This window comes from Streptomyces sp. JLSY215 (genome assembly GCF_059682825.1).
Map to the genome: position 1 here is coordinate 6,057,886 of NZ_CM185022.1, position 23,734 is coordinate 6,081,619.

General features: G+C 73.3%; 26 protein-coding genes. 12 read left to right on the top strand and 14 right to left on the bottom strand.

Going from position 1 to position 23,734, the window contains the following annotated elements; all coding sequences use genetic code 11:
- Positions 1 to 139 precede the first annotated feature (139 nt).
- From AC5677_RS27105 to AC5677_RS27130, 6 genes are all read left to right on the top strand, one after another.
- Positions 140 to 1,384: a L,D-transpeptidase gene (locus AC5677_RS27105; protein WP_497190533.1), complete on the top strand. Its 1,245-nt coding sequence runs from the start codon at positions 140 to 142 to the stop codon at positions 1,382 to 1,384.
- A 94-nt stretch (positions 1,385 to 1,478) separates the two neighbouring features.
- Positions 1,479 to 2,246: an enoyl-CoA hydratase/isomerase family protein gene (locus AC5677_RS27110; protein WP_497190534.1), complete on the top strand. Its 768-nt coding sequence runs from the start codon at positions 1,479 to 1,481 to the stop codon at positions 2,244 to 2,246.
- Positions 2,247 to 2,520: 274 nt separating this feature from the next.
- Positions 2,521 to 3,048 carry an ATP-binding protein gene (locus AC5677_RS27115; protein WP_497190535.1) on the top strand — a complete coding sequence of 176 codons (528 nt, stop codon included), beginning with the start codon at positions 2,521 to 2,523 and terminating at the stop codon, positions 3,046 to 3,048.
- 107 nt (positions 3,049 to 3,155) lie between these two features.
- Positions 3,156 to 3,587 (top strand): hypothetical protein, encoded by a 432-nt coding sequence (locus tag AC5677_RS27120; RefSeq protein WP_497190536.1) that lies wholly within the window; start codon positions 3,156 to 3,158, stop codon positions 3,585 to 3,587.
- 59 nt (positions 3,588 to 3,646) lie between these two features.
- Positions 3,647 to 4,441, top strand: a complete 795-nt coding sequence (locus AC5677_RS27125) for a DsbA family protein (protein ID WP_497190537.1) — start codon at positions 3,647 to 3,649, stop codon at positions 4,439 to 4,441.
- Complete coding sequence (locus tag AC5677_RS27130) at positions 4,438 to 5,280, top strand: cytochrome c biogenesis CcdA family protein (RefSeq protein WP_497190538.1); 843 nt, start codon at positions 4,438 to 4,440, stop codon at positions 5,278 to 5,280. Before AC5677_RS27125 ends, AC5677_RS27130 begins: the two co-directional genes overlap by 4 nt.
- A gap of 81 nt (positions 5,281 to 5,361) precedes the next feature.
- Here the strand turns inward: AC5677_RS27130 and AC5677_RS27135 are convergent, their stop codons facing one another.
- The 4 genes from AC5677_RS27135 to AC5677_RS27150 all read right to left on the bottom strand — a co-directional run bounded on the left by AC5677_RS27135 (position 5,362) and on the right by AC5677_RS27150 (position 8,811).
- Positions 5,362 to 5,724 carry a hypothetical protein gene (locus AC5677_RS27135; RefSeq protein WP_497190539.1) on the bottom strand — a complete coding sequence of 121 codons (363 nt, stop codon included), beginning with the start codon at positions 5,722 to 5,724 and terminating at the stop codon, positions 5,362 to 5,364.
- Between the two features lie 154 nt (positions 5,725 to 5,878).
- The gene (gene nadE / locus AC5677_RS27140) at positions 5,879 to 6,709 is read right to left on the bottom strand and encodes an NAD(+) synthase (protein WP_497190540.1); all 831 of its coding nucleotides are present in this window, start codon (positions 6,707 to 6,709) and stop codon (positions 5,879 to 5,881) included.
- Between the two features lie 58 nt (positions 6,710 to 6,767).
- Complete coding sequence (locus AC5677_RS27145) at positions 6,768 to 7,322, bottom strand: GH25 family lysozyme (RefSeq protein ID WP_497190541.1); 555 nt, start codon at positions 7,320 to 7,322, stop codon at positions 6,768 to 6,770.
- 241 nt (positions 7,323 to 7,563) lie between these two features.
- Positions 7,564 to 8,811: a glycosyltransferase family 4 protein gene (locus tag AC5677_RS27150; protein WP_497190542.1), complete on the bottom strand. Its 1,248-nt coding sequence runs from the start codon at positions 8,809 to 8,811 to the stop codon at positions 7,564 to 7,566.
- Positions 8,812 to 9,015: 204 nt separating this feature from the next.
- Between AC5677_RS27150 and AC5677_RS27155 the strand changes: the two genes are divergently transcribed.
- Together AC5677_RS27155 and AC5677_RS27160 are read left to right on the top strand one after the other, a co-directional pair.
- Positions 9,016 to 9,759: a response regulator transcription factor gene (locus tag AC5677_RS27155; protein WP_497190543.1), complete on the top strand. Its 744-nt coding sequence runs from the start codon at positions 9,016 to 9,018 to the stop codon at positions 9,757 to 9,759.
- 1 nt (position 9,760) lies between these two features.
- Positions 9,761 to 11,272: a sensor histidine kinase gene (locus AC5677_RS27160; RefSeq protein WP_497190544.1), complete on the top strand. Its 1,512-nt coding sequence runs from the start codon at positions 9,761 to 9,763 to the stop codon at positions 11,270 to 11,272.
- Positions 11,273 to 11,315: 43 nt separating this feature from the next.
- On the opposite strand, the gene AC5677_RS27165 is transcribed toward AC5677_RS27160, so the two are convergent.
- Both AC5677_RS27165 and AC5677_RS27170 read right to left on the bottom strand, forming a co-directional pair.
- Positions 11,316 to 12,272, bottom strand: coding sequence for a M56 family metallopeptidase (locus AC5677_RS27165; protein WP_497190545.1), 957 nt, complete (start codon positions 12,270 to 12,272; stop codon positions 11,316 to 11,318).
- Positions 12,269 to 12,697 (bottom strand): BlaI/MecI/CopY family transcriptional regulator, encoded by a 429-nt coding sequence (locus AC5677_RS27170; protein ID WP_497190546.1) that lies wholly within the window; start codon positions 12,695 to 12,697, stop codon positions 12,269 to 12,271. Before AC5677_RS27170 ends, AC5677_RS27165 begins: the two co-directional genes overlap by 4 nt.
- A 174-nt stretch (positions 12,698 to 12,871) precedes the next feature.
- On the opposite strand from AC5677_RS27170, the gene AC5677_RS27175 reads away from it, so the two are divergent.
- The 3 genes from AC5677_RS27175 (at position 12,872) to AC5677_RS27185 (ending at position 14,587) form a co-directional block, all read left to right on the top strand.
- Positions 12,872 to 13,477, top strand: coding sequence for a phosphatase PAP2 family protein (locus AC5677_RS27175; RefSeq protein ID WP_497190547.1), 606 nt, complete (start codon positions 12,872 to 12,874; stop codon positions 13,475 to 13,477).
- Complete coding sequence (locus AC5677_RS27180; protein WP_497190548.1) at positions 13,474 to 14,169, top strand: phosphatase PAP2 family protein; 696 nt, start codon at positions 13,474 to 13,476, stop codon at positions 14,167 to 14,169. The genes AC5677_RS27175 and AC5677_RS27180 overlap by 4 nt, the downstream gene beginning before the upstream one ends.
- A gap of 118 nt (positions 14,170 to 14,287) precedes the next feature.
- The gene (locus tag AC5677_RS27185; protein WP_497190549.1) at positions 14,288 to 14,587 is read left to right on the top strand and encodes a hypothetical protein; all 300 of its coding nucleotides are present in this window, start codon (positions 14,288 to 14,290) and stop codon (positions 14,585 to 14,587) included.
- Positions 14,588 to 14,822: 235 nt separating this feature from the next.
- Here the strand turns inward: AC5677_RS27185 and AC5677_RS27190 are convergent, their stop codons facing one another.
- Both AC5677_RS27190 and AC5677_RS27195 read right to left on the bottom strand, forming a co-directional pair.
- Positions 14,823 to 15,119, bottom strand: coding sequence for a hypothetical protein (locus AC5677_RS27190; RefSeq protein ID WP_497190550.1), 297 nt, complete (start codon positions 15,117 to 15,119; stop codon positions 14,823 to 14,825).
- A complete protein-coding gene (locus AC5677_RS27195; RefSeq protein ID WP_497190551.1) occupies positions 15,116 to 15,556 on the bottom strand; it encodes a hypothetical protein in 441 nt (146 codons plus the stop codon). Before AC5677_RS27195 ends, AC5677_RS27190 begins: the two co-directional genes overlap by 4 nt.
- A gap of 314 nt (positions 15,557 to 15,870) precedes the next feature.
- Between AC5677_RS27195 and AC5677_RS27200 the strand changes: the two genes are divergently transcribed.
- Positions 15,871 to 16,314, top strand: coding sequence for a hypothetical protein (locus tag AC5677_RS27200; protein WP_497190552.1), 444 nt, complete (start codon positions 15,871 to 15,873; stop codon positions 16,312 to 16,314).
- Positions 16,315 to 16,319: 5 nt separating this feature from the next.
- Here AC5677_RS27200 and AC5677_RS27205 read toward each other — a convergent pair whose 3' ends face one another.
- The 6 genes from AC5677_RS27205 to gcvT form a co-directional block, all read right to left on the bottom strand.
- Positions 16,320 to 18,005: a sensor histidine kinase gene (locus AC5677_RS27205; protein WP_497190553.1), complete on the bottom strand. Its 1,686-nt coding sequence runs from the start codon at positions 18,003 to 18,005 to the stop codon at positions 16,320 to 16,322.
- On the bottom strand, positions 18,002 to 18,712 hold the full coding sequence (locus tag AC5677_RS27210) for a response regulator transcription factor (protein ID WP_497190554.1): 711 nt from the start codon (positions 18,710 to 18,712) through the stop codon (positions 18,002 to 18,004). Before AC5677_RS27210 ends, AC5677_RS27205 begins: the two co-directional genes overlap by 4 nt.
- 320 nt (positions 18,713 to 19,032) lie before the next feature.
- Complete coding sequence (locus AC5677_RS27215; protein ID WP_497190555.1) at positions 19,033 to 20,415, bottom strand: L-serine ammonia-lyase; 1,383 nt, start codon at positions 20,413 to 20,415, stop codon at positions 19,033 to 19,035.
- Between the two features lie 323 nt (positions 20,416 to 20,738).
- Positions 20,739 to 21,998 carry a serine hydroxymethyltransferase gene (gene glyA / locus AC5677_RS27220; protein ID WP_497190556.1) on the bottom strand — a complete coding sequence of 420 codons (1,260 nt, stop codon included), beginning with the start codon at positions 21,996 to 21,998 and terminating at the stop codon, positions 20,739 to 20,741.
- Positions 21,999 to 22,102: 104 nt separating this feature from the next.
- Positions 22,103 to 22,480, bottom strand: coding sequence for a glycine cleavage system protein GcvH (gcvH, locus tag AC5677_RS27225; protein WP_497190557.1), 378 nt, complete (start codon positions 22,478 to 22,480; stop codon positions 22,103 to 22,105).
- 111 nt (positions 22,481 to 22,591) lie between these two features.
- Complete coding sequence (gcvT, locus tag AC5677_RS27230; protein ID WP_497190558.1) at positions 22,592 to 23,719, bottom strand: glycine cleavage system aminomethyltransferase GcvT; 1,128 nt, start codon at positions 23,717 to 23,719, stop codon at positions 22,592 to 22,594.
- Positions 23,720 to 23,734 lie beyond the last annotated feature (15 nt).

A 23,734-nucleotide genomic window follows, 5' to 3' on the forward strand; every position in this document is an offset into this window, starting at 1 on the left:
CACGTGGTCCCGTACTTGGAACGGAACGGTGACATCGGCGGGGAGTTCACCGTCACCGCGGTGTGGTTATCTAACGGCAAGCGCGTGGCGCGTCCGCGCGCGGGGGACCGGGGCCGTGCGAGGGGAAAAGGGGCCAGTCGTGAATGTGCAGCCGAATGCGGGGGAGCCGGCGCGCCGGCGGCGGTGGCCACACAAGGGGGGCGGTGCGCTCGCCCTGGTGCTCGGCTCGATGCTGCTGCTGGTGACGGCGTGCGGCGGCGACGACGCCGACGGGAAGAATCCGGCCGGCAAAGCGGGGAGCGGCGATAAGGCCGCCTCGCAGGCCGCAGTAACGATTGCTCCCAAGGACGGCGCGGACGACGTCGCCACCAGCGGCGCGCTGAAGGTGACCGCCGACAAGGGCAGGCTGAAGTCCGTCCAGGTCAAGGACGGCAAGGGCAATGAGGTCGCCGGGAAGATATCCGGCGGCGGTGCCCTGTGGCGGCCCAGCGGTCATCTGGGCGCCTCGACGAAGTACACCGTCGACGCGGTGGCGGTGGACAGCCGGGGCCGGGAGGCCGCCGAGCACTCCACCTTCACCACCCTCGTCCCCAAGAACACCTTCATCGGCCGGTACACCCCCGAGAACGGCCAGCAGGTCGGCGTCGGCATGCCGGTCTCGATCCAGTTCAGCCGCGGCATCACCGACCCCAAGGCCGTCGAGGACGCCGTCAAGGTCACCGCCGAGCCGTCCGTGCCCATCGAGGGCCACTGGTTCGGCAACGACCGCCTCGACTTCCGCCCCGAGAAGTACTGGGCGGCCGGCACCAAGGTCACCCTCAAGCTCGACCTCAACGGCGTCGAGGGCCGCCCCGGTGTCTACGGCACCCAGGCCAAGGAGGTCTCGTTCACCGTCGGCCGCAGCCAGGTGAGCACCGTCGACGCCAAGTCGAAGCAGATGACCGTGGTCCGCGACGGCAAGAAGATCAAGACCATCCCGATCACCTCCGGCGCGCCGGGCACCGAGACCTACAACGGCCAGATGGTGATCAGCGAGAAGCATCCGGTGACGCGGATGAACGGCGACACCGTCGGCTTCGGCGGCGAGTACGACATCAAGGACGTGCCGCACGCCATGCGCCTGAGCACCTCCGGCACGTTCATCCACGGCAACTACTGGTCCGGCAGGCCGACGTTCGGCACCCGTAACGCCAGCCACGGCTGTGTGGGCCTGTTCGACCAGCGCGGCGGCGGCGACGGGTCCACCCCGGCGGCGTGGTTCTTCCGCAACTCCCGCATCGGCGATGTGGTCATCGTCAAGAACTCGCACGACGAGACGATCCAGCCGGACAACGGCTTCAGCGACTGGAACCTCTCCTGGGAGAAGTGGAAGGCCGCGCAGTAGTGGCTCCCTGAGCGCTTTCTGACGGTGGTGGGCCCGGTGCACTGTGACGCAGCGCACCGGGCCCACCACCGTTAACGGGGACTAACCTTTCCTCATGACTGTGAACCTCGAGGTCGCTGACGGCGTCGGCACCATCCGCCTGGACCGCCCGCCGATGAACGCACTGGACATCGCCACCCAGGACCGGCTGCGCGAGCTGGCCGAGGAGGCCACCCGCCGCGACGATGTGCGCGCCGTGGTGATCTGGGGTGGCGAGAAGGTGTTCGCCGCCGGTGCGGACATCAAGGAAATGCAGGCCATGGACCATACGGCCATGGTCGTCCGCTCGAAGGCCCTGCAGGACTCCTTCACCGCCGTGGCCAGGATCCCCAAGCCGGTGGTCGCCGCGATCACCGGCTATGCGCTGGGCGGCGGCTGCGAGTTGGCGCTCTGCGCCGACTTCCGGATCGCGGCGGAGGGCGCCAAGCTCGGCCAGCCCGAGATCCTGCTCGGCCTGATCCCGGGCGCCGGCGGCACCCAGCGGCTGGCCCGGCTGGTGGGCCCGTCCAAGGCCAAGGACCTGATCTTCACCGGACGGCACGTCAAGGCCGACGAGGCGCTGGCCATCGGCCTGGTCGACCAGGTGGTGCCCGCCACCGAGGTCTACGAGCGGGCGCACGCCTGGGCGTCCCGGCTCGCGGCCGGTCCGGCGCTCGCGCTGCGGGCCGCCAAGGAGTCCGTCGACGCAGGCCTGGAGACGGACATCGACACCGGCCTGACGATCGAACGGAACTGGTTCGCGGGGCTCTTCGCGACCGAGGACCGGGAGACCGGAATGCGCAGCTTTGTCGAGGAGGGGCCGGGCAAGGCCAAGTTCCGCTGAAACGCCTGGTGTTGAGGGGGCGCATGGTGCGTGGCCGGGGCGCGCTGCCTCGTGCGGGCGAATTGCGGAAAAATTGATCCGGACGTGACGGCGCCTTGTCGGCGTCGCCGGATGACTCTCCGTCCGCGGCGGGTTCACGCAGGTCAGTTGGGGTGCACCGGAGCCTCGACTGCCGTTGGCATATGTCTCGCGGCAGGTAGGAATCGACGATTCCGGACAACGGATTCCGTCGGTTCCTCCACCGCGACCGCCAAGTAACGGTCATGATGGGGGCATGGCGGGCCTCGAAGGTATGGAGCAGCCGCGGCCGCAGAACGGCACGGCCGCCGCACGCTGGGACACCCCCGGCGCGGACGGCGCCCCGGCGACGCCGGTGCCGAGCGGCCCGCTCTCCGGGCCGGCACTGATCGGCGATCCGACGCTCGACGAGGTACGGCTGCCCTCGCGCCCCGAGTCCGCGCGCATCGCCCGGCGGCTGACCGGCTGCGTCCTCCTCAAGCAGTGGTCCCTGGGCCCGCAGCTCGCCGAGCACGGCATCCTCCTCGTCTCGGAGCTCGTCGGAAACGCCGTACGGCACACCGGCGCCCGCTGCTTCGCGCTGCGGATGCTGCGCCGCCGCGGCTGGATCCGTATCGAGGTGCGCGACCCCTCCCGCGGACTGCCGTGCCTGATGCCGGTGCAGGAGATGGACACCAGCGGCCGCGGCCTCTTCCTCGTCGACAAGCTCTCCGACCGCTGGGGCGTGGATCTGCTGCCGCGCGGCAAGACGACCTGGTTCGAGATGCGGGTCGGCGACCGCTGACACGGGGCCGGACGCCCCCGGGAGGCCCGGTACGCGGCCCGCGGTCCGTAGGATGGGCGGTTCCCGCTCGCGTCCCACTCGCGCGCCAGGCATCCGGAGGGGAGGACATGCCCAGGCATCCGCAGCTGCACCGTGTACGCCGTTCGCCGGTGATGACGCTGCTGCTTCTCCTCGCGGTCACCTTCGGACCGATGCTGTGCCGGACCGGCGGCGAGCTGGCCCGGCCGGCGGACCCGGCGGCCGTGGCGGCCGCCTCCGCGGAACGCCCGGCCGTCTCCGGCCCCGGCCATCCGCACGCCGACGGCGCGTCCGTCCCTGTCGCCGCCGCCCCCAAGCGCTGCTCGAACCAGCATGCCCCGGCCCCCAACGAGTCCGCCCCGCTGCCCACCCCGCACCGCGCCGAGCCCCTGGCGCCCGCCACCACGGGCCCCGCCCCGCTCGCCGTCGACGCCGCCGCGCAGTTCGCGCTGGCCCGGCCACCCACCGGCAGCGCACCCGCCACCGACCGCACCGCGCTCCTGCCCGTACTGCGGATCTAGGCCGTCGCCCCGACGACCGGCCTCACTTCCCTCTCCGTACGTACCTCTGGAGCTTTCGCATGCCCAAGTCCACCCCGCCCACCGGCACCACCGCCTCGCCCACCCGCAAACTGGCCGCCATCGGCGCGGTCATCGCCCTCCTGGTGGCCGTGCTCGCCATCGCCATCGCCGTCGGCAAGGCCGTCGAGGGCGACCGTGACGGCGGCCGCGGCGACGCGCCGCGGGCCGCCGTCACGGCGCAGCCCGAGGAGGACCCCGCACAGCAGAAGATGTTCGACGACCTCGCCCGGCAGACCAGCCGGCGCGAGGACGGCGATCCGCTCGCCGTCGGCAAGAAGGACGCCCCGGTGGTCCTCGTCGAATACGCCGACTACCAGTGCTCGTTCTGCGGCCGCTTCACCCGCGAGACCCAGCCCGAGCTGATCAAGAAGTACGTCGACGCCGGCACCCTGCGCATCGAGTTCCGCAACTTCACCGTCTTCGGCGCCGACTCCGAGCGCGCCGCCCGCGCCTCCTGGGCCGCCGGGCAGCAGGGCAGGTTCTGGCAGCTGCACGACGAGCTGTACGCCACGACCCGCAAGGGCGAGGCGCTGGCCGAGGACAAGCTCGTCGACATGGCGCGCGCCAGCGGCGTGCGCGACCTCGGGAAGTTCCGTACGGACCTGAAGAGCGCGGCCGCCGAGCGGGCCCTGAAGCGGGACCAGGACGAGGGCTACCGCCTCGGGGTGCAGTCCACGCCGTCGTTCCTGATCAACGGCCGGCCGGTCTCCGGGGCCCAGCCCATCGAGGTCTTCGCGCAGGCCGTCCGGGACGCGGCGGCGCGGGCGGGGAAGAAGCAGGCGGCCGGGAAGTGACGGACATCGGCTACCTCGCGGCGTTCCTGGGCGGCGTGCTCGCCCTGCTCAGCCCGTGCAGCGCACTGCTGCTGCCGGCCTTCTTCGCGTACTCGCTCGCCCACCCCGGGCGGCTGCTGGCCCGTACCGGCGTCTTCTATCTGGGGCTCGCCACCACACTGGTCCCGCTCGGCGCGGCGAGCACGGCGGCCAGCCGGCTGTTCAACGGCCACCGCGACCTGCTGACCACCATCGGCGGCTGGGTCGTCATCGCGATGGGCCTCGCCCAGATCCTGGGCCTGGGCTTCGCCTCCCGGCGCGCCCAGGCCGCCGCGGCCAGGATCACCCCGCGCTCGGCCGTCTCCACCTTCCTCCTCGGCTGCGTCTACGGCCTCACGGGCTTCTGCGCGGGCCCGATCCTGGGCGCCGTGCTGACCGTGACGGCGGTCAGCGGCTCGCCGGTGTACGGCGCGTCGATGCTCGCCGTCTATGCGCTCGGCATGGCGCTGCCGCTGTTCGTGCTCGCGCTGCTGTGGGACCGCTTCCGGCTGGGCACCCGGGGCTGGCTGCGCGGCCGGGCCTTCCGGCTCGGCAGGCTGGAGCTGCACACCACGTCCGTGCTGTCCGGCGCCTTCTTCGTCGGCATCGGTGCGCTCTTCCTGCTCTTCGGCGGGGCCGGCGCGCTGCCCGGCGCGCTCGACGCGGACGCCGAATTCGGGCTGGAGCAATGGGCGCAGCGGATCGGGAACGGTGTGCCGGACGCCGTCCTGATCGCCGTCGTCGCGCTGGCCGTGGCCGCGGTGCTGGGCCGGATCGCGCTGCGCCGGCCGGAGCGGCGGACCGAGGGCGGGGAGGAGTAGCGCCCGCCCGCGCGGCGGGCCGCCCCACGGCCCGCCGCCGGCCCACCCGGCCCGGCCTCGCTCCGCCTCAGGCGCTCGGCCTCAGGCGCTCTGCCGTGGCCGGTGGTGCAGCTGCAGATGCGGCCGGCGCCGGCGCAGATGCGGATGCGGATGCTGGGCGTCCGCCCGGCGCCGCCGGTCGTTGCACAGCAGACATTTGCCGTAGCCCGGCGGAAGCGGATCCTCCGGGTCGCCGTACAAGGGGTCGACGGCGCCGTGGGGATGCTCGGCGCAGCCGGTCGGGCCGGTCTCGGCGCCCAGCGCGCCGGCGACGGTCAGCGCCCGCCGCAGGACGTCGACGAGCTGGTCTGCGTCGCGCCGGGTCGGCGCATGCTGGAGGGCGGAGGCAATGTCGGAGGCGGTGGTCAGCGCGGTCTGGAGTTCGCGCAGGTCTGCGTAACCCATGCCTCGGAGCGTAGGTGCACCCACTGACAATTGATCTTGAGATCGCACTTCGCGGCTTCCCATGGCCGCATGCATGCCCGTCCGGGCCCACGGTTTACCACCGGCGCGGTGACCGGGGCCTGGACGGGCGATGACAGATCGGGGCGCAGGGCCCTCAGGGAGCGACGGGCAGCGCCCGCTTGTGCTCGGTGAGGCGGTAGCGGCGCACGATGGCCTCGAAGGCGGCGGCGTCGACCGTCCCGCCCTCCAGGAAGTCGTCGATCTGGTCGTAGCTCACGCCGAGCGCGTCCTCGTCGGGCTTGCCCGGGTCCAGCGTCTCCAGGTCGGCCGTCGGGACCTTCCACACCAGCTCCGCCGGTGCGCCGAGGACCTCCGCCACGGCGCGCACCCGGCGCTTGGTCAGCCCGGTGAGCGGGACGACATCGGCCGCGCCGTCGCCGAACTTCGTGAAGAACCCGGAGACCGCCTCGGCCGCGTGGTCGGTGCCCACGACCAGGCCGTCCTGGGCACCGGCGACCGCATACTGCGCGATCATGCGCTGCCGGGCCTTGATGTTGCCCTGGACGAAGTCCTGGTGATGCGCGTCACGGAAGACGACGCCGCCGTCCACCGCCGCCGCCAGCGCCGCATCGCTCGCCGGCCGGATGTCGACGGTCAGCTCCTTGTCGGCGCGGATGAACTCCAGCGCCAGCTGCGCGTCCTTCTCGTCCGCCTGGACGCCGTACGGCAGCCGCATCGCGAAGAACGTGGCGTCGTGCCCGGCGGCGCGCGCCCGCTCCACGGCGAGCTGGCACAGCCGGCCCGCGGTCGTGGAGTCGACGCCCCCGCTGATGCCCAGCACCAGCGACCGCAGGCCGGTGGACGTCAGCCGTTCCGTGAGGAACGTCACCCGGCGCTCGATCTCCTGCTCGGCGTCGAAGGACGCGCTCACCTGGAGATCCCGGGCGATCTCCGCTTGCAGGGCCTTGGCCGCCGGGTCGGTCACGGCTGCTCCTCTTGTCGCTGTTCGGTCGTACGGACGAATAATGCCAACAGCGGGAACCTTATGCCGGGTGCGCCCATTTCTTGAGCGCGGCCTTGCTCTCGAAATCCGCGACGTCCTTGTCCAGCGGCCGGTCGGTGTACTGGTGGATGCGCCACTTCGCCTTGATCCGGGGATGCCCGGCGGAGACGTAATCGGCGATCCACAGTCCGTCCGCGGCATACGACGTGGTGTCGTGGTTGAGCCAGAAATCGCGGTTGCAGTAGAGCATCACGCGGTGCGTGGGCCGCAGCTTCTTGACCTCCAGCAGGAACTGGTCCTTCTGCGCGTTGCTCGCATAGGTCCCCTCGCCGGTGCGCTCCCAGTCGGCGGCGAGGATGTCCCCCTGCACCGAGGCGCACTTCTCGACGAAGTATCTGGCCTGCGCCGCGATGTTCCCCGGCCACAGGAAGTGGTAGAAGCCGACCACGCAGCCCGCCTTACGGGCCTTCGCCGCCTGCGCCGACTGGTGCGGATTGATGTAGGAGCGGCCCTCGGTGGCCTTGACGAACACGAAGTCCAACCCCGCGGTGGAATACGAGGTGTTGTACGAGCTGACATCGACACCATGCAGCATGCGCGGCCTCCTGCCGATCGGACCTGCGCTTCGGATCTGCGATGCGAAGCGTCATCTGAGTCAACTGCTCGAAGCATCCTGTGGGTTCCAGCAGTTCAGCATGTTCATGTTCCGAGACGCCAGATCGCGGCGGTGAAGTTCCCCGCGAAAACGATGTGTTGGCAGGGGACAGGAGTCAGGGGGCAGGGGGCAGGAGTCAGGGGGAGGGGCCGGTCCCGCCGACCGGACCGGCCCCGCCCGCTCAGGTTGCGGCTCGGGCCGCCGCGCCGGCCGACCGCCGGACCCGCCGCAGCAGCGCCCGCGCGCGCCCCCGGGCCAGGCCCAGCGCGCGCCGCCCCGCCCGGCCGTGCCGGGTGGCCCGCAGCTCCTCGAAGAGCAGCTGATAGCGGGCGGCGATCGGTTCCGGGTCGTAGCGGCGGGCGCTTGCCAGCGCCGCGCCGGCCATCCGGCGCCGCCGCGCCGGGTCCTCGATCAGCTGCAGCAGCCCGTCGGCCAGCGCCTGCCCGTCGCCGAGCGGCACCAGCAGCCCGTTCTCGCCGCTGTCGATGATCTCGGCCGGGCCGAGCGGGCAGTCGGTGCTGACGACCGGCACACCGCAGCGCATCGCCTCGACGAGGGTCATGCCGAACGACTCGGCGTCCGAGGCCGACGCGACGATCGACGCCTTGGCGAACTCCGCCTCGATCGGCGAGCGCGGCCCGGTCAGCTCCGCCCGGTCGCCGAGCCCCAGCCCGTCGATCAGCTCCTGGAGCTGCGCCCGCTCGGCGCCGCCGCCGTGGATCCGCAGCCGCCATCGGGGGTGCTTGGCGGCGACCGCGGAGAAGGCCTCTATCAGCAGGTCGAAGCGTTTGCCGCGGACCAGCCGGCCGGCCGCGGCGATCACCGTCGAGGTGCCGTCGGACAGCGCGTCGTCCGGCGCCGGAACGATGTTGGGCACGGCCAGGACCCGCACGCCCGGCAGCGGCATCCGCGTGCGGTAGACCGCCGCATCGGCCTCGGTGGTGGTGACCACGGCGTCCAGCGTCCGGTAGTGGCGGGCGAGCTCGGCCCGCAGCCGCTTGCCGTGCGCATCGTGCCGCAGATGCTCCTGGGCGATCCGCAGGGCCCGGCGCGGGCCGAAGCGGGCGAGGTAGACATTGATGCCGGGACGGGTGCCGATCAGCACGTCCGCGTCCGTCGTCCGCAGGAACTGCGCCGCCCGGACATCGATCAGCCGGCTGTACTGGTGGTGCCGCTTCTCGGCGGCGGGGAAGTCCCGGGCGGGCTCGCCGAAGAGCGGATCGGCCATGTCGTCGCTGCCGACCCTGGTGTCCACCAGGGGCACCAGCCGCACCCGGGGGTCCAGCGCGAACCGCGGGACCTCGCGGTGCCGCATCATCGAGACGATCTCGACGTCGTGCCGGCCGGCGAGGGCCGCGGCCAGGTTGAAGGTGGTGCGGATGGTGCCGCCGATGGCGTAGGCGTTGTGCAGCAGAAGGGTGATCTTCATACGGTTCTTCCCGGGGCCCGTTGGGCGGGGCCCGTCGCCGTGGCCGGCCGGTCCGGCATCGGGCAACGGTTGCGGTAAGGGGTAAGCCGTCGGCGTGGACCAGGTGAGAGACCGGTAAGAGCCGGGGGTGAGAGCCCGGTAAGAAAGCCCCGGGGCGGGCGGCCCGGCCCCGTCGCACCGCCGCGGCCTTGGCAGACTTGCCGGGTGACCCATTTGGTACTGCTCGCCGAGGACGATCGCCCGATCCGCACCGCCCTGGAGCGGGCCCTCACCCTGGAGGGATACCGGGTCATCGCCGTCGCCGACGGCATCCAGGCGCTCGCCGCGGCCCACCGCGAGCGGCCCGACGTGATCCTGCTGGACGTGATGATGCCGGGGATCGACGGCCTCCAGGTGTGCCAGGTGCTGCGCGCCGAGGCGGACCGCACCCCGGTCCTGATGCTCACCGCCCGGGTCGAGACCGCCGACCGGATCGCCGGCCTGGACGCCGGTGCGGACGACTACGTCGTCAAACCCTTCGAGGTCGAGGAGGTCTTCGCCCGGCTGCGGGCGCTGCTGCGGCGGACCGCCCCGGCCGGCGACGGCGGCCCGGCGGAGCACGCCCGGGACGGCCAGGAGCCCCACGGCGACGGCCGGGCGGCGGACAGCGGCCTCGTCGAGGCGGCCGATCTGCGCATCGACGGCCCCTCCCGCCGGGCCTGGCGCGGTGAGCGCGAGCTGGAACTGACCCGCACCGAGTTCGAACTGCTGGAACTGCTCGCCCGCAATGCCGGGATCGTCCTCGACCACTCGACGATCTACGACCGGATCTGGGGCTACGACTTCGGCCCCGGCTCGAAGAACCTCGCGGTCTACGTGGGATATCTGCGCCGCAAGGTCGATGTGCCCGGCACCCGGCCGCTGATCCACACCGTGCGGGGCGTCGGCTACGTCCTCCGGGAGGACTGAGGTGGCCGGGCCCGCGGGCCGCACCGGGTCCCGCGGCGGACGCCTCCGCGGCCGTATCCGCCGGCTGCGGGACCGTCTGAGTGCCTGGCTGCGCACCCGGAAACCGGCCAGCCTGCGCACCGTCTTCGCGCTGACCTTCGCCGCCGGGGCCGCGGCGGTGACCGTACTCGTCGGCTTCCTCAGCTATGACGCGGCGGCCCGGCTGGTGCGGGTGGACGAGAAGTCGGTGTTCTCCGGGGTCGTCGGGGATCTGCGGACGCAGGTCCAGGAGAAGCCGTTCCGGCCCGCCGACTATGTGACCGCAGACCCCGACCACGACGGGCCGCGCGACGACCTCACCCGCCCCACCCGAACCGATGTCCAGGTGCTGGGCGCCGGCGGCCGGATCGTGGACCTGGGCCGGCCGCCCCTCCCGGCCGGCCCCGAGGAGCGCCGGATCGCCGAGGAACGCCGCGCGGGCCGGTACACGCAGCGGGAGGCCGCGGTCGGCGACGACAAGTACCACGTCGCGACCGTCGCGCTGGGCGGCGGGCGCGGGGCGGTGCAGGTCGCCCAGAAGTTCAGCGAGACCGAGGACCTGCTCGCCGCGCTCCAGCAGCGCACCGCCCTCCTGGCGGCCGCGGTCATCGCGCTGGCCGGAGCGGCCGGCTGGTGGCTGGCCCGCCGGATCACCGGCCGCCTCATCCGGCTCACCTCCGTCGCCGAGAGCGTGGCCGAACACGGGCGGCTGGACGTCCCGGTGCCGGTGGCGGGCCGCGACGAGGTCGCCCGGCTGGGGCGGGCCTTCGACGACATGCTCGGCCGGCTCGCCAGCTCCGTCGAGGACCAGCAGCGGCTCGTCCAGGACGCCGGACATGAGCTGCGTACCCCGCTGACCTCGCTCCGTACGAACATCTCACTGCTCAAGCGCTTCGAGGAGCTGCCGCCGGACGCCCGCGACGAACTCCTCGCCGACCTGGCGGGCGAGGCCCGCGAGCTGACCGATCTGGTCAACGAACTGGTCGGCCTGGCCGCCGGACAGCGCGACGACGACCCGCTCTGCGAGGTGCGCCTCGCGGACGTCGCGGAGAAGGCCGCGGCCTCCGCCCGCCGTCGTACGGGCCGCGAGATCACCGTGGGGACCGTCCGCCCGGCCGAGGTCGAGGGCCGCCCGGCCGCCCTGCACCGGGCGCTCACCAACCTCCTGGAGAACGCCGCCAAATTCGACGCGGGCGGCACCGGCCCCATCGAGGTCAGGGTCACCGGCACCCGCATCGAGGTCCTCGACCGCGGCCCCGGCATCGCCGAATCCGACCTCAGCCGGGTCTTCGACCGCTTCTACCGCGCACCGGCGGCCCGCGGGCTCCCCGGATCGGGCCTGGGCCTGGCCATCGTGCGCGACGTCGCCACGGCCCATGGCGGGCATGCGTTCGTCAGCCGCCGGCCGGGCGGCGGGGCCGTACTGGGGTTCACGGTGGGGCGGGGGCGCAGCGGCCCGAGCGGTACGGAGAAGGACGAGGGGACAGGGGACTAGCTAGGGCGCGGCCCTGACCCAGTGGCCGGCCCCTGAGCCCCGCTCACCGCTCCGTTTCGCCCTGGGCCGTCTCCACGCTGTGGTGCAGATCGGCCGCGGCGTCCAGCGCGCCCGCCGCCGACAACGCCACACAGGCGAGCAGCGCCGCGGCGACCAGCCGGCGGCCCACCGGCCGCCGGTGCGCCGCCGGGCGGCCGGGCGAGAGCAGGGCGGCGACGCGGCGGGGGACCGGTCCCGCCGTGGCGGCGAGCGCGACGCCCGGACGGTGCGGGGAGGCGGATCCCCCCGCCGCCCCGGGACCGGCCAGCGCGGCGCGGCCGATGGCGCGGGCCGTCAGACGGCGGTCGCCGACCTGGGACGCGGCCGATTCATCGGCCCAGCGCTCCAGGGCGTACGCCAGCGGCGCGCGCAGACCGCGGAGCAGCGGGTGACAGGCCGAGGCCAGCGCGACGGTGAGCACGAAGAGGTGGTGGCGGCCGGAGAGATGGGCCCGCTCATGGGCGAAGAGGGCCTCGCGTTCGGCCGGCGCCAGCGCCCGCAGCATCCCGGCGGTCACCACGACCCGGTCCGGCCTCCCGGGCAGGGCGTACGCATCGGGCACCGGGTCCGGGAGGACGCACAGATCACCGGCCACGGTGTGGGCGTCGGTGGCCCGCCGGGCGGTGCGCAGCTCGGCGCGGTGGCGCAGCGCACGCCGGCCGGCCGCGACCGCGCAGGCCGTCAGCAGGGCGCCCGCCGCGTACGCCACCGGGACGGTGACGGCCGGATCGCCGCCGAGCAGCGGCAGCGAGAGATGGTCGAGGGCGGCGACCGCGGGCAGCCACAGCGCCCCGGCGGCGACCAGCAGCCCGAGCGCCGCACTCGCGCACAGCGCCAGAGCGGCGGCGCAGCCGGTCAGCAGCCAGGCCGCGGCGCGCGGCGGCAGCGACTCGGCGAACCGCCGGGCGGCCGGCACGGCGAGCAGCGGCATCAGCAGCGGAAGCCATACGGCGAAGATCACGGCGCGGCTCCGGAGCCGGCGTCGCCACGGGCACCCGGCGCGTCCTTTCCGCCGCCGTCCGTCTCGTCCAGGAGGGAGCGCAGCAGCCGCTCGTCCTCGCTCGTCAGCTGCGAGACGAAACGGGCCAGCGCGGTGCCCCGGTCGCCCTGCTTGTCGAGCTCGCTGCGCATCCGGCGGGCGGTCAGTCCGGCGGAGTCGTGTATCGGCGCATAGGCGTAGCCGCGTCCGGCCCGGGAGCGGGAGACCGCGCCCTTGCCGTGCAGCCGGGTGAGGATCGTCGTGACGGTCGTACGGGCGAGCCGGCCGCCCAGCGCGCTCTGCACCTCGGCCGGGCTCAGCGGCCCCGCGGCCGCCCAGAGCGCCGCCAGCACGCTCGCCTCCAGCTCACCGGCCGGGCGCCGCGGTACGGGGGGTGTCTCCGACATGGAACGCCCTTCACCCTTTCGTCGTCTACAGTTCCGTAGACCGATACCGTCTACGTGACTGTAGTCGGTAGGGCCGGTCGCACGGCAGGCCCGCTCCAGTAAACCCGCCCGCACCCGGAATCCGAACCCACCCGTCCCCCACCGGATCCGCCCTCCGCCGCCAAGGAGAACCCCATGCACACCCTCGCGTTCGGCGGAGCCTCCTTGGACGGCGGGCTGTACACCTGGATCACCGGTCTCGCGCAGCGCGCCCCGCACACCCTCAACACCCTCGTCTCCTACTGGACCGACTACGGCCTGGGCCTCTTCGCGGTGCTGATGCTGATCGCCTGGTGGCGGGCCCGGCGCGGCGGCTCCCGGCAGATGGCCCTGGTGCTGGCCACCCCGGTGGTGGTGGTCGTCGCCTATCTGGCCAACGACGTGATCAAGAGCCTCTTCGACGAACAGCGGCCCTGCCGCACGCTCCATGTGGTCACCGTCGAGGCGTGCCCCGGTGCCGGCGACTGGTCCTTCCCCAGCAACCACTCCGCCATCGCCGCTGCCGCCGCGGTCGCCCTGGTGCTGTGCGGCGGCGGCCTCGGCCGGATCGCGGTCCCGGCCGCGGTCCTGATGGCGGCCTCCCGCATCTGGGTCGGCGCCCACTACCCCCACGACGTCGTCGCCGGGCTGATAACCGGCGCGCTGCTCGCCGGGGCGCTGATGCCCCTGGCCCGTCGCGCGGCGCCCGCCGTCGACCGGGTCCGCGCCACCCGGCTGCGGCCCCTGGTGACCGCGCGGTGACCGCGACGGGGCCGCGCCCGCACCGCCGCGGCCCGCTCCTCGCCCTGGCCGCCCTCTGCGCCGCCCTGTTCGCCGCCGCGGCCGTCCTCGACGCCGTACGCCACGGCGCCCCGCTCGCCCCCGAACAGGCCGCGCACCACTGGGCGAGGGCGCACAACGGGGAGCCGCTGCGCTCCCTGGCCCGCGCCCTCACCGCGAGCGGCACCGGCGCCCTCCCCTACCTCATGGCCGTGCTCGGCGGCCTGCTGGCCGGGCGCGACGCACTCGGCCGGCTGCGCGCGGCGGTCTGCACCCTCGCCGTACTCGCCCTCGGCCAGGCGATCCGCTACGGCCTGATGGAACTCCTGGCCCGCCCCCGCCCACCCGCCGCCGACTGGACCACCCACGCGAGCCAGTACGCCTTCCCCTCGGGCCACGCCACCACTTCCGCCCTGGCGGCCGGCCTCCTCGCCTGGGGCATCGCCCACCGCGCCCGCCCCGCCACCGCCCGCACCTGGGCCGCCGTACTCGCCCTCTGGGCCCTCGGCGTCGGCGCCACCCGCGTCGTGCTGGGCGTCCACTGGCCGGGCGACGTCCTCGCCGGCTGGCTCCTGGCGGCCACCGTCCTGAGCCTGGCCCTCCTCGCCGAACCCTTCGCCCTCCCCGGCCCGCGCACCGGCCCGGCCGACGACACCGCCCCACATCATGAATAGCTGACGATAGGACCAGGTCTTCGCCAAGCGTGCATGGACCGGCACCGTGCGGAGCAGCACTGTCCTGGGCGCCGACAGGGGCCCACGGAAGCGATCACCGCACCGCCAGGGGGACGCCATGGAACACCGGTCCGAGCACGCCACAAACCCCCCAGCAGCCCCACCCGCAAGGCCCCTCCAGCGGCGCTGTCCCGCGGCCGCCGTCAAGGACCCCACCCCGTGCGAGGGGCCGCACGACGCCGCCACCATCGTCGACCGGCACGGCCGGGAGGTGGCCGGCTGCGTCCACCACTGCGCCCGCCTCCTCGCCGGCCTCGAAGGCGCCCGCGTCCACCCCTTCGTCCCCGCGGCCTCCGCCCTGGACATCTACTCCCGGGCCCGCGAACTCCCGCCGTTCGCCTGGGAGATCGGCAGATAGCCGGCCCCGCCAATCCTCACCGGGACACCGGCCGGAAAGGTCAGCGGCGGCGCGTCCGCATCGTCACCCTGATCCCGGACCCCCGGGCGACGCCGGTCCCCGGCTCCGGAGCCCGGCCCGCTCGGCGGCGGCGCGCGCCTGGGCCGGGGGTGCGCCGAGGCGGTCGGGAACCCCCGTCGCTTCCCGGCCGCCGTCGCTCCCCGGCCCGGTGCGGGCTCCGCCGAGGGTCAGCTCCTCACCGGGGGTCGGTGGCAGCGTCGGAGTCGGCCGCGTCCGCCGCCTTCTCGGCGTCGTCCAGCTTCTTCTGCATCCGGTCCGCCTCGGACGAGCCGGATGAGCCGGACGAGCCGGATGACGCCGATGAGCCGCGGCTGTCCGACGACCCGGCCGACGACCCGGACGACGTCCCGGGGGCGGAGGACGACCGGCCGGTGTCCCCCGAACAGCCGGTGGCCGTCAGGACCGGTACCGCGACCGCCGCCGTCAGCAGCAGCGCGACGCGCCGGGCCCGCCCCACGCGCCGTCGCCTCATGAACCGCTGCCGCCCTTGGCGTCGTCCTTCTTGGCGCACCAGGCCGCGACGGCCTTGATGTCGGTGCGCTCGCGGGTGAGGGTGGGCTTCAGTTCCTTGCGCCGGGTGAGCCGGTCCTGGAGGAACGTGGCGACCGCGTCGTGGTTCTTGTCGCGGGCCGTCTTCACCCGGTGCTCCAGGCGGGCGAGGGAGCCACGGGTGTGCACATCGCCGTTGATCCGGGCGAGCGCCCGGTCGATGCGCTTCTCCACCTTGGGCACCCGGGCGCAGAGGCCCTTGTGCCCACCGTGGCGGTGGTGGCCCGCGCTCGACGCCGCGGGCGAGGCGGCCGGGTCGCCGGACTCCGCCGCGTTCGCCGGTACCGCCGTGCCCAGCAGGGACGCGGCGAGCGCGAGTCCGGTGAGGACTCCTGCCACTGCGGTCTTCGGACGCTGCATGGTGGTGCTCCCTTCCAGGGAGGGACGTTCTGCGGATGGATGGGCACGGCCGCGTCCGTCCAGGGGGAGTCGGACGGGCCGTGTGCCGCAGACCGTAGGAGCGTTCTTTGTGGGGATCTTGTGAGCCGGCGCCCTCTCCGTCCGGGGGGCCGCCTCGCCGGCACAGGGAATCCACAAAGAGCGCTCCTACGCTCCTGGCCGTTGACCGTTGGCCGTTGGCCGTTGGCCGTTGGCCGTTGGCCGTCGGGCTTCGGAGACGTCCTGTACCGAGGCGTCAAAACCCAGGAGGCACAGTGGATTGCGGTGGTTTCGTGATGCCGGAAGAGCGTTCCCGTACGGGCCCGGGCACCCTCACCGCCGTGCAGCCCGGTGAGCTGCGGCTGCCCCTCAGCGGCTGGAGGCTGCGCATCGCGCGGGGCTCCCGGGACCGTCCCGCCCTGGAGGTGCACAGCAGGGCCGGGCTGATCGATGTGTCCGTCGTGGGCACGCTCACCGTCTCCCCGCTCAGGGGCGGCCGGCGCAGCGGCCGTTCGGCGACGCACTGGTCGCTGGCGTGGGGGCAGCTGCCGCCCGGCGCCGATGTCGTCGAGGCCGCCTTCCGGGGGTGGCGGCGCAGCCTGCGGGTCCAGGCGCACACGGTGGCCGATGCGTTCTGGGTCGCCGAGGTCGGCGGCCGGTTCCGCTCGGTGACGTGCACCGCGGGCGCCACCCGCAGCACGCGGCGGGTGGTCAAGGAGCCGCGGCCCCGGGGGAGGTGACGGGCTCAGCCCTCGCCGGGACCCCTGGCAGGCTTCTCGGGCAGCCCCCGGACGGCATCCTCCCGCCCCGGGAACTCGCTCAACCAGTCGCGGCGCAGCGGCAGTTCCAGGGTGCGGGTGTCGGTCCCCGCGTCCTGGAGACGGGGCAGCCGCACCTCGAAACGGGTGCCGGGCCGCCCCGCCGGCCGTTCCACGATCCGCACCGCGCCGCGGTGCAGCGCGATCTGCTGGGCCACCAGGGTCAGCCCCAGTCCCGAACCGGGGCTGTCCGGGCGCCGGTGGAACCGCTGGAAGACCTGCTCGCGGTCCTCGGGCGCGATGCCCGGCCCGTCGTCGTCCACGGTGAGCACCGCCGCCGGGTCCGCCGTCCGGCCGCTCGGCCGCAGCACCACCTCGACCCTCGCGGGCGCGCCCGGCCGGGCCCCGTGGACCACCGCGTTGCGCAGCAGGTTGTCGACGGCCATCCGCAGGCCCGGCTCCCAGGCGTTCAGCCACAGTCCGGGGGCGAGACGGGTGGTGAGCCGCGCTTCGGGGTGCTGCCGCCCCAGGTCGCCCACCGCCGCCGCGACGACCTCGGAGAGGTCCACCACACCGAAGGCGTCGGCCTCCACCAGGTCGCCCTGGGCGAGCGCCCGGAGCGCGATCAGCATGTCCATCAGCCGTTCGTGTCCGGCGTGCAGGTCGGCCAGGACTTCCGCGCGGTCGGCCGGACCGAGGTCAGGGTGGTCGGTGAGGATGTCCAGATTGGTCTGCATGCCCATCAGCGGGGTGCGCAGTTCGTGCGAGGCGGTCGCGGAGAAGGCCCGCGCGGTGGCCAGCGCCTCCTGGGTCCGCGCCGCCTGCTCGTCATAACGGGCCAGGACGGTCTGCAGGGTGCCGGCCAGGTCGTCCACCTCGGTGATCCGCGACGGCGTGTGGTCCAGGCGGGCCGCGCTGGTGCCGGGGTCCAGGCCGCCGGCCCGACGCTGGAGCCGGCGCAGCGGCCGCGTGGCGCGCTCGGCGATGGCCAGGGAGACCAGCCCGGCCAGCGGCGCGGCGACCAGCGCCACCAGAAGGATGCGCCGCTGTACGGTGCCGATCTCGGCGCTCCCGGCCGATCCCCGGGAGAACACCCTCAGCGTGCCGTGCGGGCCGGCCTTCGCGCTCGCGCCCCTGACCTGCACCGACAGCATCCGCCAGGTGTGTCCCTCGGACCGTACCGTCACCGGGGCGAGGGCCGCGGGCGGCAGCGGCACGGTGTCCGGCGGCTGCGGTCCGGCCCGGGCCACCACCCGGGCCGGCGCCTGCCCGCCGCCGGCCGTCGGGTCCTGCCCGCTGCCGGACGTGCTGAGGCGGACCCCGACATCGAGCCCCGCGTCGAGCAGCCGCCGCTCGTGGTTCGCCGTCCGCTGGGGCCGGCCGCCGCCCTCGGCCCGCAGCAGACCCCTGGCCATCGGCAGCAGCACCGCGGCCCGTTCCCGCAGACGGGCGTCCTGTTCGGCGTGCACGTCATGGGTGACCAGACGCAGCAGCAGCGCCCCCGAGCCCAGGACCAGCAGCGGCACGGCGATCCCCATGGAGAGGGCGATCCGGGTCGTGAGCCGCATCGTGCGCAGCCGCGGCATGCGGAGTCCCGTCGTCCGCAGTCCCGTCGTCCGCAGACCCGTCATCCGCAGACCCGTCGTGCGGGGACCCTTCGGGTGGATCCTCACCGTGCGGCCTCCGGTGCCGGCGCCCGCAGCACGAAGCCGACGCCGCGGACCGTGTGCACGATGCGTGGCCGCCCTCCGGCCTCCAGCTTGCGGCGAAGGTAGCTGACGAATGTGTCGACGGCGTCGGTGCGCACCTCGAAGTCGTAGCCCCAGACGCGGTCGAGGAGCTGGTCGCGGGTGAGGACGACGCCCGCGTTGCGCACGAGCACCTCCAGCAGCTCGAACTCCCGCCGGGTGAGCCCGACCTCCGCGCCCCCGTACGTCACCTCCCGCGCGGCCGTGTCCAGGACCAGGTCACCGATCCGCACCGCGTCCGTGGCCGCGGGCGGGCGGCGGCGCAGCAGGGCCTGCAACCGCAGCACCAGTTCCTTGAGCGCGAAGGGCTTGACCAGATAGTCGTCCGCCCCGGCCTGCAGCCCCGCGACCCGGTCCGCCAGCTCGTCCAGCGCGGACAGCATCAGCACCGGCACCTCGTCGCCGCCGGCGCGCAGCGTGCGGCAGATCTCGATGCCGCTGATCCCCGGCAGCGAGACATCGAGGACGACGACGTCGGGGGGCCGGGCCGTCAGTTCGGCGAGGGCGGACGGGCCGTCCTCGGCGAGCGCGACGGCGAATCCGTTGAGCCGCAGACCGCGTCCGAGGGACCGCAGGATCACCGCGTCGTCGTCGACGACCAGGACCCGGTCGAGGCGCTTCGCCGCGCACATTCCAAGCTCCGCTCTGGTCGCGCCGGTTTTCCGTGCCGCACCCGGCTCATCCGCTCGCCCCGCAGTTGTTGCAGGACCATCGGCCGTCGGGCCCCTGGACCACAGAGCCGCCGCACCGTGTGCAGTTCACTGTCGACGCCGTTCCGGTTCACCGACCCACCCCTTGGCGGCATCCCCTCGCGAGGCGGCCGCCCCGCGACCGTAGACGGCAATCTTGTGGGTTCTCTGTGGTCGCCGCCGTGACGGCCCGCCCCACATGCGCGTGAGGGGCACCCCGCGCACGCAGGAATGCCCCTCACCGTCGGCGCCGGGTCAGGCCCTCAGCACTCGATGATGTTGACGGCCAGCCCGCCGCGCGCCGTCTCCTTGTACTTGACGCTCATATCGGCGCCGGTCTCCTTCATGGTCTTGATGACCTTGTCGAGGGAGACGTGGTGGCGGCCGTCGCCGCGCAGCGCCATCCGGGCGGCGGTGACGGCCTTGACGGCGGCCATGCCGTTGCGCTCGATGCAGGGGATCTGGACGAGGCCGCCGACCGGGTCGCAGGTCAGGCCGAGGTTGTGTTCCATACCGATCTCGGCGGCGTTCTCGACCTGCTCGGCGGAGCCGCCCAGGACCTCGGCGAGGCCGCCGGCGGCCATGGAGCAGGCGGAGCCGACCTCGCCCTGGCAGCCGACCTCGGCGCCGGAGATGGAGGCGTTCTCCTTGAAGAGCATGCCGATGGCGCCCGCCGCGAGCAGGAAGCGGACCACGCCCTCCTCGTTGGCGCCGGGAACGAAGTTGACGTAGTAGTGCAGCACGGCGGGGATGATGCCGGCCGCGCCGTTGGTGGGAGCGGTCACCACCCGGCCGCCGTCCGCGTTCTCCTCGTTGACGGCCATCGCGTAGAGGGTGGTCCACTCCATGGCGTGCGCTTCGGCGTTGCCCTCGGAGCGCAGGGCGCGGGCGGCGTTGGCGGCGCGGCGGCGGACCTTGAGGCCGCCGGGCAGGATCCCCTCGCGGGACATGCCGCGGCTCACGCAGCCCTGCATGACGCGCCAGATCTCCAGCAGGCCCTCGTGGATCTCGTCCTCGGTGCGCCAGGCCTTCTCGTTCTCCAGCATGAGGGAGGCGATGGACAGGCCCGTCTCGCGGGAGAGCCGCAGCAGCTCGTCGCCGGTGCGGAAGGGGTGCTTGAGCACCGTGTCGTCGAGCTTGATGCGGTCCTCGCCCACCGCGTCCTCGTCGACGACGAAGCCGCCGCCGACCGAGTAGTAGGTCTTCTCCAGCAGCGGGGCGCCGCTCGCGTCGTACGCGAAGAGGGTCATGCCGTTGGCGTGGTACGGCAGGGAGCGGCGGCGGTGCAGGATCAGCTCGCGGCTCTCGTCGAAGTCGATCTCGTGGGCGGCGCCGATCTCGGCGCCGAGCAGACGCAGCCGCCCGGTGGTGCGGATGCGCGCCACCTCGTCGTCGGCGGTCTCGACGTCGACGGTGCGGGGGGAGTGGCCCTCCAGGCCCAGCAGGACCGCCTTGGGGGTGCCGTGGCCGTGGCCGGTGGCGCCGAGGGAGCCGAAGAGCTCGGCGCGTACCGAGGCCGTCTGGGCGAGCAGACCGTCCTTCTTGAGCCGGCCGACGAACATCCGGGCGGCGCGCATCGGGCCGACGGTGTGGGAGCTGGAGGGGCCGATGCCGATGGAGAAGAGGTCGAAGACGGAGATGGCCACGGTGGCGGACTCCCTTGTCTGCTCGTGGTGGACGTGGAGCGGCGGGGCGGGGGTGGAGCCCAGACGGCAGCAGGTACGTTTCTGCGCCGATTTTCGAGCGTAACCCGGACGGCGGCACCGGACCGTGTACGGGCATCGTCGAGTGACCGTCGTCACGGACAACGGCAGATGACCGGAGGAAAGGGACGGATGCTCGGCCGCGCGGGCGCGCGGACCGGCCGTGAGCCCGGGGCGGGTGTGCGGCCCCGGGCTCACGGCTGGTTCCTTACGTCGTGACGCGCGTCACATCGCCGATGCGGCGCGGTCCGGCGCGGTGCGGTATGTCACAGCGACGGGTACAGCGGGTGCTTGTCCGCCAGTGCGGTGACGCGGGCCTTGAGCGCCTCGGTGTCGTACGACGGCTTGAGCGCCTCGGCGATGATGTCGGCGACCTCGCGGAAGTCCTCGGCGGTGAAGCCGCGGGTGGCCAGCGCCGGCGTGCCGATGCGCAGGCCGGAGGTGACCATCGGGGGGCGGGGGTCGTTCGGGATGGCGTTGCGGTTGACCGTGATGCCGACCTCGTGGAGGCGGTCCTCGGCCTGCTGGCCGTCCAGCTCGCTGTTGCGCAGGTCGACCAGGACCAGGTGGACGTCGGTGCCGCCGGACAGGACGGAGACGCCGACCTCGGTGACGTCCGGCTGGATCAGCCGCTCGGCGAGGATGCGGGCGCCCTCGAGGGTGCGCTGCTGGCGCTCCTTGAACTCCTCCGACGCCGCGACCTTGAAGGAGACCGCCTTCGCCGCGATGACGTGCTCCAGCGGGCCGCCCTGCTGACCCGGGAAGACCGCGGAGTTGATCTTCTTGGCCAGCTCCTGGGTGGAGAGGATGACGCCGCCGCGGGGACCGCCGAGGGTCTTGTGCGTGGTGGTCGTCACGACGTGGGCGTGCGGCACCGGGGAGGGGTGCAGCCCCGCGGCCACCAGGCCGGCGAAGTGCGCCATGTCCACCATCAGGTACGCGCCGACCTCGTCGGCGATCCGGCGGAAGGCGGCGAAGTCCAGCTGACGCGGGTAGGCGGACCAGCCGGCCACGATCAGCTTCGGGCGGTGCTCCTTGGCGAGGCGCTCGACCTCTTCCATGTCGACCAGGTTGGTCTTCTCGTCGACGTGGTAGGGCACCACGTTGTAGAGCTTGCCGGAGAAGTTGATCTTCATGCCGTGGGTGAGGTGCCCGCCGTGCGCGAGGTTCAGACCCAGGATGGTGTCGCCCGGCTTGATCAGCGCGAACATCGCGGCGGCGTTGGCCTGCGCACCGGAGTGCGGCTGGACGTTGGCGGCCTCGGCGCCGAAGAGGGCCTTGATGCGGTCGATGGCGATCTGCTCGACGACGTCGACGTGCTCGCAGCCGCCGTAGTAGCGGCGGCCGGGGTAGCCCTCGGCGTACTTGTTGGTGAGGACGGAGCCCTGGGCCTCCATGACGGCGACGGGGGCGAAGTTCTCCGACGCGATCATCTCGAGGGTGGACTGCTGGCGGTGGAGCTCGGCGTCGACGGCGGCGGCGACGTCGGGGTCGAGCTCATGGAGGGAGCTGTTGAGAAGCGACATGAGTCTTTCCTGGAGGGGTCAGGGGGCGCGAGGGGCCCCCGGACGGGGTCCGGGGGAGCTTGCGCGCAGGCGGTCGCGGGACGGGGCGGTCGGGCCGGGGAGCCTCAGCCCTGGACGAAGGCGGCGTACTCGTCGGCCGAGAGCAGGTCGTCCGGCTCGCCGCTGATCTTCACCTTGAACAGCCAACCGCCCTCGAACGGGGCGGAGTTCACCAGTGCGGGGTCGGCGGCGACGTCCTCGTTGATCTCCGTGATCTCACCGTCGACCGGCGAGTAGAGGTCGCTGACCGACTTGGTCGACTCCAGCTCGCCGCAGGACTCGCCCGCCGTGACCTGCGTGCCGACCGCGGGAAGCTCCACGTACACGACGTCACCGAGCGCGTTGGCGGCGTGCTCCGTGATGCCGACCGTCGACACGCCGTCCTCGGCGGCCGACAGCCACTCGTGCTCCTTGCTGTAGCGCAGCTGCTGGGGGTTGCTCATGGCTCGATTCTCCTGTACGCGAAGGGGTGATCGTGAATGGGGTCTTGCACAGTGAGACGGCAGTGGGTGCCGTTACCGCGGTGAACCGTTGCTTCTGACGCCGGTGCCCGGCTACTTCTGGCGCTTGTAGAAGGGCAGCGCGACGACCTCGTACGGCTCATGGGTTCCACGGATGTCCACGGAGACACCCTCGGTGCCGGGCGTGGCGTAGGCCGCGTCCACATAGGCGATGGCGAGCGGCTTGCCCAGGGTGGGGGAGGGGGCCCCGGAGGTGACCTCACCGATGACCGTGCCGTCGGCCGCGACGACCTGGAAACCGGCGCGCGGCACCCGGCGGCCCGCGGCGATCAGCCCGACGAGCTTGCGCGGGGGAGTGGTCTCGGCGCGCTCGGCGGCCTCGGCCAGCGCGGCCCGGCCCACGAAGTCGCCGTTGTTGGTGGTCTTCTCGAACTTCACGACCCGGCCCAGGCCCGCGTCGAACGGCGTGGTGGCGGTGGTCAGCTCGTGCCCGTACAGCGGCATGCCCGCCTCCAGGCGCAGCGTGTCGCGGCAGGACAGCCCGCACGGGACCAGCCCGGCGTCCTTACCGGCCTCGGTCAGCGCCTCCCAGAGGGCGACCGCGTCCGCCGGCCGGACGAACAGCTCGAAGCCGTCCTCGCCGGTGTAGCCGGTACGGGCGATCAGCGCCTGCACACCGGCGACCGTGCCGGGCAGGCCCGCGTAGTACTTGAGGCCGTCCAGATCGGCGTCCGTCAGCCGCTTGAGGATGCCGGGGGACTCCGGTCCCTGCACTGCGAGCAGCGCGTAGGCGTCCCGGTCGTCGCGCACCGCGGCGTCGAATCCCGCCTGCCGCTCGGTCAGCGTGTCCAGCACCACCTGGGCGTTCGAGGCATTGGCGACGACCATGTACTCCTGGTCGGCCAGGCGGTAGACGATCAGGTCGTCGAGGATGCCGCCCTCGGCCTCGCAGATCATGGTGTAGCGGGCGCGGCCGGTCTTGACGCCGCCGATGTTGCCCACCAGCGCGTAGTCGAGGAGGTCGGCGGCCTGCGGCCCGGTGACGGTGATCTCGCCCATGTGGGAGAGGTCGAAGAGGCCGGCGCGGGTGCGGACGGCGACGTGTTCGTCGCGCTCGCTGCCGTAGCGCAGCGGCATGTCCCAGCCGGCGAAGTCGGTCATGGTCGCGCCGAGCGCGCGGTGCGTGGCATCCAGCGCGGTGCGGCGGGGGGCATCAGTCATGGTTCTGGGCTCCCA